8 protein-coding genes are annotated in these 9,121 nt (G+C 61.0%); 4 read left to right on the forward strand and 4 right to left on the reverse strand.

Translation table 11 applies throughout. The features are described from left to right. Window positions 1-203 precede the first annotated feature (203 nt). From fldB to OKC28_RS17875, 4 genes are all read left to right on the forward strand, one after another. Window positions 204-722 (forward strand): flavodoxin FldB, encoded by a 519-nt coding sequence (fldB, locus tag OKC28_RS17860; RefSeq protein WP_005317454.1) that lies wholly within the window; start codon window positions 204-206, stop codon window positions 720-722. Between the two features lie 196 nt (window positions 723-918). After that, window positions 919-2,319 carry a TldD/PmbA family protein gene (locus OKC28_RS17865; RefSeq protein ID WP_265455748.1) on the forward strand — a complete coding sequence of 467 codons (1,401 nt, stop codon included), beginning with the start codon at window positions 919-921 and terminating at the stop codon, window positions 2,317-2,319. Further along, on the forward strand, window positions 2,319-3,659 hold the full coding sequence (locus tag OKC28_RS17870) for a TldD/PmbA family protein (RefSeq protein WP_270690672.1): 1,341 nt from the start codon (window positions 2,319-2,321) through the stop codon (window positions 3,657-3,659). Before OKC28_RS17865 ends, OKC28_RS17870 begins: the two co-directional genes overlap by 1 nt. Window positions 3,660-3,876: 217 nt before the next feature. After that, window positions 3,877-4,182: a hypothetical protein gene (locus OKC28_RS17875; RefSeq protein ID WP_005317463.1), complete on the forward strand. Its 306-nt coding sequence runs from the start codon at window positions 3,877-3,879 to the stop codon at window positions 4,180-4,182. Between the two features lie 83 nt (window positions 4,183-4,265). Here the strand turns inward: OKC28_RS17875 and OKC28_RS17880 are convergent, their stop codons facing one another. The 4 genes from OKC28_RS17880 to OKC28_RS17895 form a co-directional block, all read right to left on the reverse strand. Next, on the reverse strand, window positions 4,266-5,186 hold the full coding sequence (locus tag OKC28_RS17880) for a L,D-transpeptidase family protein (RefSeq protein ID WP_111587321.1): 921 nt from the start codon (window positions 5,184-5,186) through the stop codon (window positions 4,266-4,268). 265 nt (window positions 5,187-5,451) lie between these two features. Further along, the gene (locus tag OKC28_RS17885; protein ID WP_270690676.1) at window positions 5,452-6,735 is read right to left on the reverse strand and encodes a glycosyltransferase; all 1,284 of its coding nucleotides are present in this window, start codon (window positions 6,733-6,735) and stop codon (window positions 5,452-5,454) included. Then, complete coding sequence (locus OKC28_RS17890) at window positions 6,735-7,610, reverse strand: TauD/TfdA dioxygenase family protein (RefSeq protein WP_270690679.1); 876 nt, start codon at window positions 7,608-7,610, stop codon at window positions 6,735-6,737. Before OKC28_RS17890 ends, OKC28_RS17885 begins: the two co-directional genes overlap by 1 nt. Before the next feature lie 10 nt (window positions 7,611-7,620). Then, complete coding sequence (locus OKC28_RS17895; protein WP_270690682.1) at window positions 7,621-8,595, reverse strand: isocyanide synthase family protein; 975 nt, start codon at window positions 8,593-8,595, stop codon at window positions 7,621-7,623. Between the last annotated feature and the right edge of the window lie 526 nt (window positions 8,596-9,121).

Below are 9,121 nucleotides of genomic sequence, written 5' to 3' on the forward strand. Positions count from 1 at the left end.
TACTGGGTCTTGGGCAAACGGTGGCTCATTGTAGCGCGCCCGGCGCCGGACGACAGCGGGATCTGAGGGGCGGTACCACGCTTGCCCCGTGAAGGGCGTCGGTCTATCTGCTAAACTGGCGCCCCTCCCTGTTGCCTCCGGGCGCGTACGCCCCACGCGCCGCCAGGATGAAGAGCGATCTGTTTTACGGTAAGGACAGTGCGATGAAGATAGGTTTGTTTTACGGTTCCACCACCTGTTACACCGAGATGGCCGCCGAGAAGATCCGCGCCCTCATTGGCCCCGAGCTGGTCGATATCCATAACATCAAGGATGTGCCCCTTGTCCGCATGCAGGAGTACGACATCCTGATCCTGGGCATCTCCACCTGGGATTTCGGCGAACTGCAGGAAGATTGGGAATCCCGTTGGGAAGACATAGCCGATGTAAATCTGGAGGGGCGCATCATAGCCCTGTTTGGCATGGGCGATCAGCTGGGATATGGCGAATGGTATCAAGATGCCCTGGGCCTCTTGCACGATCAGCTGGTGCCCAAGGGGGTCAAACTGGTGGGTTACTGGCCAAACGAAGGGTACGAGTTCGACGCCTCCAAGGCGTTGATCGACGATGGCCGGCATTTTGTCGGGCTGGCCCTCGATGACGCCAACCAGTATGACCAGACCGAATCTCGCATCGAGCAGTGGGTCGACCAGATCCTCGGCGAGATCCACGAACTGTTGTGAGCCCCTGACCGACGGCCAGTGTCCCGATGCATTGGCCGTACGGGCGCAGTTATCGCACCGATTTTCTCAATCGGTATCATCGCTTGACGCTATAGCGACTTTTTTGTGCTGGTCTGCAACAATGCAATCGACACCCCATAACACAATCAGAACGGGTGTCGGAAGCAAACAGGAACAGACCAGAAAAGGATATTCTATGACCCCATTCTCCCTGTTGGCCCCCGCCATTGCCCGCGACGTACTCGATCACGCGCTGGCGCTGGGTGCTGACTTCGCCGAGCTGTTTGTGGAGCGCAAACGCCGCAGCCAGCTCAGCCTGCTCTCCAGCCAGATAGAGAACATCAGTGGCGGCCTCGATTTCGGCATAGGCGTGCGCCTGTGCTACGGCCACAAGGTGCTCTACGGCTACACCAATCTGGCCAGCCGCGACGAGCTGCTGCGCATCGTCACTCTGCTGGCGGCCAAAGACAGACGCGACCCGGTGGTGACCGCCACCGCCTTCGATTTCACCCGATTGACCGATCGCAACCCGGTAGCGTTGCCGCTGTCAGCCGACAAGCAGCTGGAGCAGAAGATTGCCTATCTGCACGCCATGGATGCGGTGGCCCGCGCCGAAAGCAGCAAGGTGAGCCAGTTCTCCGGCAATGTGCTGGGCTGGGAGCAGGAGGTGGAGATCTTCAACAGCGAAGGGTTGCAGGTGAGCGATCGCCGCCACTACAACCGCATCATGGCCCAGACCATCGCCGTTAAGGGGAGCGAGCAGAGCGTAGGCTATGAGGCGCCCGGCGCCCTGATGGGCTGGGAACACGCAGATCGTATCGATCCGCGCGAGCTGGCCCTCACCGCCACTCGGCAGGCGCTGGTGAAACTGGGTGCGGCCCCCTGCCCGAGCGGCGCCCTGCCGGTCATCATGGAGAGCGGCTTTGGCGGCGTCATCTTCCACGAGGCCTGCGGCCACCTGCTGGAGACCACCTCGGTCGCCAAGAAGGCCTCGGTATTCCACGACAAAATGGGCCAGCTGATCGCCAATCCGGCAGTCAGCGCTGTGGATGAAGGCTTGCAGAGCAACGCCTGGGGCTCCATCAACGTCGATGACGAAGGGATGGCGACCCAGCACACCCAGCTCATCAAAGACGGCGTGCTGACCGGTTTTCTGGTGGACAGAATGGGCGCCCTCAAGACAGGTTACGCCCGCACCGGCTCGGGAAGACGCGAATCCTACAAATACGCCCCCACCTCGCGCATGCGCAACACCTATATCGAACCGGGCAACCACAGCCTCGACGACATGCTGGCCACGGTCGAGTACGGCATCTATGCCAAAAAGATGGGGGGCGGCTCGGTGCAACCGGGTACCGGCGAGTTCAACTTCAACGTGCAGGAGGCCTATCTCATCGAGCACGGCAAGATCACCCGCCCGCTCAAATCGGCGACCCTGATCGGCACGGGCCCGCAAGTGCTCAAAGAGATCTCCATGGTCGGAAGCAATCTGGCGCTGGCCGCCGGCATGTGCGGCTCCGTCTCGGGCTCGGTACCCACGTCTGTCGGCCAACCCGCCTTGAAAGTTGACAAGATCCTGGTAGGAGGGAACGCCTGATGAGCACACTCAATATGAACAACCTGCTCACCCGCCTGCTGGAGAAGGTCGCCGATCTGGGCGCCGAGGCGGATATCATCGCCAATCAGGACAAAGCCTTCTCCCTCAAGGCCGACAAGGGGGAGCTCGGGGAATACAAGGTCACCAGCAGCCAGCAGCTCGGTATCCGTCTGATCAAGGATGGCCGGGTCGGCATCGCCTACTCGGAATCCCTCGATGAGGCAGCCCTCGATGCCATGCTGCAGGATGCACTGGATGCCAGCCGCTTTGCCAAGGTGGACCCGGATCAGCGCATCTCGGTTGCCGGCAGCCGGATCAGCACCGACTGCACCGAGATAAACCAGCCCGATACCACGGCGGTGGAGGAGAAGATCGCCCTGGCCCTGCGCCTCGAGGCGGATATGCTGGCGCAACCTGATGTGACCGGTGCCCCCTACAACAGCTTCTTCGAGGGGGAGAGCCGCCTCTGGCTCGCCAACAGCCTGGGCAGCCTCTGCCAGCACAGTGAATTCAGCGTCGGCTGCTATACCTCGGCGCTGGTGGAGCGGGATGGCCGCCAGTCGATGCACTCGCAAGGGCAGTATGGCCGCCGCTTCGACGAGCTGGATAGCCATACCCTTGTCGAACAGATCTACGCCGTGGCCCATGACCTGTTGCCGGGGGAAGCGGTACCGAGCGGTCGCTATAGCGCCATTTTCAGCACCAACTGCTTCGCCAGCCTGTTTGGCTGCTTCCAGGCAGCGCTCTCGGGCAAGTGGGCCCAGCAGGGGATCAACCCCTGGCGAGACAAGGTGGGCCAGTCTGTGGCCTCCCGCTGGCTCACCCTGGAGAGCCGGGCCTATATGCCGGGTGGCATGAACATCAAGGCGTTCGATGGCGAGGGGACAGCCACCTCGGATCTGTTGCTGATTGGCGAGGGCGAGCTGAAAACCCTGCTTCACAACAGCGCCACCGCCCGCCACTTTGGCGTCGCCAGTAACGGCTCGGCCGCCCGCGGTGCCCGCAGCGCCCTCGATGTGACCGCGCGCCATCTGGTGTTTGGCACAGGTCCCCACAGCGAGGCAGAAGTCAAAACCGGCGAGTATATGGAGCTGGTCAAACTCGATGGCCTGCACTCAGGGGCCGATGCGGTGAGCGGTGACTTCTCGTTCGGCGCGTCAGGGTTCCTGTGCCGGAATGGCGTGCGAATCCAGCCGGTGCGCGGCATCACGGTCGCAGGCAACTTCTACCGCCTGCTCGGCGAGCTGGAAGCGGTCGGTGACCGTCTGAAGCACAACGATGGCAAGGGCTTCTACGCGCCGCTGATCCGTTTTGGTGGTTTGAACATTGCGGGCAAGTAACCCCCGCATTTAAAGAGAAAATGGCACTTTGTCCCGTTCTGAACAGCAAGAGGGCAACCCCAAGGGTTGCCCTCTTTTTTATTCTGACCTGTGGCTTGGAGCTTGCTGACTAATGGTCAAATAATGCTCATGCCCCGCCTGGCACCGTCGATACTGACAATGCAAGGCAATGAAAACGCGGTTTCCTACCAAAGTGCAAGACAATATGGAGGTCTGCATGAAGACAATCGCAATGGCGATCACCCTCGCCACACTGGGCATATCGATGGCACAGGCCGCTTCGGCAAGCAGCACAGGACGCATCACCTTCAGCGGCGCCATCGTGGAAGATGCCTGCCGCGTCAACCAGCAAGAGAAGCAGATGCAGGTCACCTGCCTCTCCGGCCCCTCACAAACAACCGAGACAGTTGATCTGCAACAGCTGGCAAGAGAGGCGTCAATGAGCCTCTCCCACAGTCAGGTTTCCTACCAGTGGGTCGATGAAGGCCGCACAATGGCGATCGTCACCATCAGCCACAAATAATCCCACTGCCGAGGACAGAAACAACAACGGCGACCATAAGGTCGCCGTTGTCATTACCGAGTCTCACATTCAAGCCATCAGGCTCAGGGGTTGAGACGCGTCGGCATACCGGTACGCTGTTCCAGCACCTGTTTGACCACATTGGAGTCGCTGTCAGCATGAGCGATGAAGCGAGTAATGGCAGGAGTCATGGGAAGCGGCACTGACGCCGAGGAGTTGAACTCTTCCTCGTTGCGTGACAGTGGCTCATGGACTTCCATGTAGCGACCGCCATCGGGCTCGACCGTGGACTTGACCGGCTGATTGACGAACTGGACGCGGGTGCCGACCGGCACGTTGTCGAACAGGTACTTGATGTCGTCGGCGCGCAGGCGCACGCAGCCGCTGCTCACTCGCAGACCGATGCCGAAGGTGGCGTTGGTACCGTGGATGGCATACAGGTTGCCGATATAGAGGGCATGCAGACCCATGGGGTTGTCCGGACCCGCGGGCCAGACCGCAGGCAGTGTCTTGCCCTGGGCCGCATAACGGCGACGAATGTTCTCGGTCGGAGTCCAGGTCGGGTTGGCACGCTTGCGTTCAACCTTGGTGATCCAGTTTTCCGGGGTATTCACCCCCAGCTGGCCGATACCGATGGGCAGCACTTCGACGACATTCTTGCCTTTCGGGTAGTAGTAGAGGCGCATCTCGGCCACGTTGATGACGATACCTTCACGGGGCGCATTCGGCAGGATCAGCTGATGAGGAATGATCAGCGTGCTGCCCGGTGTCGGCAGATAGGGGTCGACCCCGGGGTTGGCCTCCATGATGTTGGTCAGGCCCAACTGGAAGTCGGAGGCGATCTGCTCCAGCGGGCGATTGTCCGCGGGTACCACATACTCCAGGTTCTCACCGATCAGGCGGCTATTGGCAGCGGGCAGCTGGTATTCAACGGCAGCAGCCTGATAGCTGACCAGCGTCAGCGTAAATAAAAGGGCCGAAGCGGCAGTGCGAAAAGGATTCATAAAATTCCTGTGTGGTTTCCTGTACCAAGTTGGCCGGGGGCCGTGTCATCCTCGGTCTGACCTGTGACGAGTCACCTTGCGCCCGAGGCCAATCACCGAGCGCGCATTCTTCCCTGAGTCGGACAAAATTTCAACGTCAGGATGGCTCTTTTTGCATGAACAGTCTATTCACAGCCCCTGACTTGTCATTTTTACCCTTGCCAAGCTAGCAATCAGCAAATGAGTAGAGCATGAACAAAAGGGAGACCCATGAGTCTCCCTCTCTTCAGCAGGCGCTGGCAAGCAGGCGGGTCACGGCCTCCCTGATGGCGGCCCTGGCATCCAGCCTACCCATCTCGTCGGCCAGCAGGCGCGCCCGTGCCCGATAGCGGGGCTCGTGCACCACCTTGCGCACTGCCGCAGCCACGGCCTCTGCCGTCGGCTCGTTGCTGTGCAGATTGATGCCAACGCCACTCCATGCCACCCGGGTAGCCACCTCGGCCTTGTCCTCCCCTGTGCCAGCCACCACCAATGGCACCCCGTGGGCCAGTGCGGCCTGCACAGAACCATAGCCGCCGTTGGTCACCAGCACGGCGGCACGGGGCAGCGCCAGCTCGAACGGTACATGGTCGGTGACGATGACATTGGCGGGGATGGATGGCCCCAGCTGCGCCGGATCCCGCCCGCCCGTGGTCAGCAGCAACTGCACCTCGTCACCCGCCAGCCCCTGCATGGCCGGGATCAGCAGTTGCCCCAGATCCACGTTGGCCAGGGTGCCCTGGCTGACAATGACCAGCGGCCGACCATCCAGCCGTTCCCACCAGGGCGGCGGCGTCAACGCAATCCTGGGTGGCAGCAGGGGGCCGATATGACGGATCAGCCCCTCAAGCTCCGGCCGCTCATATTCAAAGCCGGCGCAGGAGAGCTGCAGGAAGGCATCCGGCGCCGTCACCATCACATCGGTGAAGGGAGCCGCCAGCGGCGGTGCCCCCGCCTCGGCCAGGGCAGCATCGAAGCTCTGCTGCACCTCCTTTTGCAGTTGCCGGGTCTGTTCATCCAGCCAGGGCAGCTCGCCAAGGGAGTGGCGCAGCTCGGGGGCGATGCGCGGGCCGTAGAAGATGGCATCCGGGCTCGAGAAAGAGACGGGGTTCACCCCCAGCATCAGGATAGGAAGGCGCTGGCTGCGGGCCTGTTGCAGCAGCGGCAGCACTCCGTAGAAGCCGTTCTCCACCAGCAGCAGATCCACCCCCTCTTCAGCGATCAGCACCCGCAACCGGCTGTCATGCTGCGGGATGGGCGCGGCGAAGAAACGCCTGAGTGCCAGCGCCATCTGGGCTGTGCCGCTCAACTCGGCACGCTCGGGGAAGTGCTGCTCCAGCGCCCGGTAGTCAAAATCCACCTCGGGGGAGAAGGACACAAATTCTGCGCCGCTCTGGCGGATACCTTTTTCGAACAGGGCGCCGCACAGCATCAGCACCCTGTGCCCCTTCCCCACCAGCAGGCGGGCCACCGCCAGCATGGGGTTGACGTGGCCGGGGGTGGCGGTGGCCGCCAGCAAAATGGTCGCCATCACGCCACCCCTTGCGGCACCAGCGCCGGGTTGAGGCAGAGCGGACTGGCCTGGATATGGACCCGCTGGATGTGGCGCGCCGAGCGGGCGGTGAAGCCTTCCCGCCCGTGCAGCAGGCCGAGGTTGTCGGCAATCACCACATCCCCCGGCTGCCACTGGTGGGCATAGAAGTAGCGCGGATCGTAGAGTCGCTCGTGCAAATCCTGCAGGAAGGCGCCCTGATCCTCGGGCGGGATCCCCTCGATCTGCAGCGCATGCTGGTTGAGGAAGCGAACCCCCTCGCGCGGCGGCTCGCTGTAGCGCATGACGGTTTCACCACTCACAGGATGAGGCACCAGCAGAGGCGAGGTCACCTCGCCACCGTAGTGCACCACCTGCTTGATGCGATAGGTGATCCGCACTCGCTCCCAGCGGGCCAGCCGCTCGCCATCGAGATCCACCAGCAGCTGGCGGGTATTGATGAAGGTGGTGCGTCCGCCCTCATCGGCGGCCGGTGCATGCACGCAGTGAAACAGCTGGAACTCCGGCACGGTTGGCTTGTACATGCCATCCCAGTGCAGCGGCACATAGCTGGAGTCGAAGATGTGATCGGTGGCGTTCTCGTGCTCCTTCACATCCAGCACGGCGCCGAAGGGCCACATCATGATCTCGCCCCAGCGCTCGGCGTAATGGGTCAGCCGCTCGGGGTCGACAAAGCCCGAAGCAAAGCCACGCAGGATCAGCACGCCGTGGCGACGGGCCAGTTCGCGCAGCGACCCGACCGGCAGAGCCTGCACCGGCTGCTCGCTCCTGGCCGGTTCGATCAGCAGGCCAAAGGGAGCGTGGGGATGAATGCGGCAGAGCTCGCCGCCGAGGGGAATAATGGATGCTGTCATGGTGAACTCCTCAGGCGGCGGCCCGCTTGCTGTGGATCAGGTAGTGGCTCGGACGACCGTGGATATGGACCAGTTCGTGCTCCAGGGCCAGCACGTCGCGCCGTTTCATCAGCACGAACTGGCCATCCAGATTGGCTGCGACCCTGTGCCAGGGGGTGAGCCAGTCATCCCGGGTCGGCAGCATGTGAATGCCCATCTTCAGGCTGTGGCTGGCTTGGGGGTGGATGGAGAGACGGATGGCCTCGGGGAAGCGCTCCGCCAGCAGCTTGCCCCAGGCGCGGCTGCGCTGGATCACGCCGTGGGTGCGCGACTTGGCATCCCGCTGCAGCGCCGTGTTGGAGAGTGGCGTGTCCGGCAGCTGACTGTCTTCATAGAGGAAGCGGGTCATGGCGCGATAGAGACGAACCCCCTCCTCCGTGGTCTTCACCTCCTCGCTTATCTGCGCCAGCGGCTCGGCATAACGCTCAACCAGCTGTTCACGCAGGGTGTCGAAATCACTGCTGGCGCAGAACTCGGCCATGCCCGCCACCATCCCCAGGTGAAAGACCCCGAGGTGGGTCGCCCCCAGCTCCAGGATCAGCTGCTCTATGTGGGCCTGATAGGCATCGATGGCCTGATCCGATACCCGGATCAGATCGCCGAAGACATGGCCATCCGAGCAAATAAGGATCCGCATGCCGGGCCGGTAGTGCAGCTGGATGCGCTGGCAGAGGTGATTGAGAAAGCTGAGGGAGAGGCGCTCCGCCATGTCCGGCAGGGTGCCAAGTACCTTGTTCGGGTTCGGCGACTTGGTGGGAAAAGCGGGCAAGACGCAGGTAATGGTTTCGCCCCGCTCGATGAAGGCCTGCAACCGGGGGATCTGGATGGCCGCCACCTCCTGCTCTTCGCTGTGCCGGTTCAGGATGGGATCGGGGAAGCGGCGACGATAGGGCAACAACTCGGCAAATATCTCACGGGCAATTTGATGGGAAGATAAACCACTCATTATTCCGGCTCCTTTAGGCAGGATAAAATCAATAAAGATGACTCTTTATCAATGCGTCCAGTCTCTGTCGTTATTATGGATGTATCCGTTTGCTACCCAAACGAATCGAGAGGGGACAGTAGCCGAGATGAAGTCAGGCTATCAATTCGCCATTAATGTAAAGAGATTCAACCCAGCGCTAACAATCTATTTCGCATAAGCAAACTCACTCTATGCATATGAATAAAAACAGATTTAATGAATATTGAAACGTATTGAAAAACACCAGTCAGGAAAGTTCCCCACCGGCTTTATTATTCCGTCACAATTTGACTCGTGGATTATTTAGCTCAACTTAATAGTGATATTTTCTCATGCCGTCAATGCTGACCATTTTGTTTTAAATATCGCAAACTATTATCCAGCAGCATATTAAGCGGACGAGCAAAAGCTGGCTCTGGTAATCAAGACCTTAACCATCCCCTCATATGAGCGAGGCGTGGCGCGGCTTCTGAGGTATGATCGCCATCCTTGACCAGCTAATACC

The sequence above is a fragment of the Aeromonas sp. D3 genome (genome assembly GCF_027705025.1).
GTDB lineage: Bacteria > Pseudomonadota > Gammaproteobacteria > Enterobacterales > Aeromonadaceae > Aeromonas > Aeromonas salmonicida.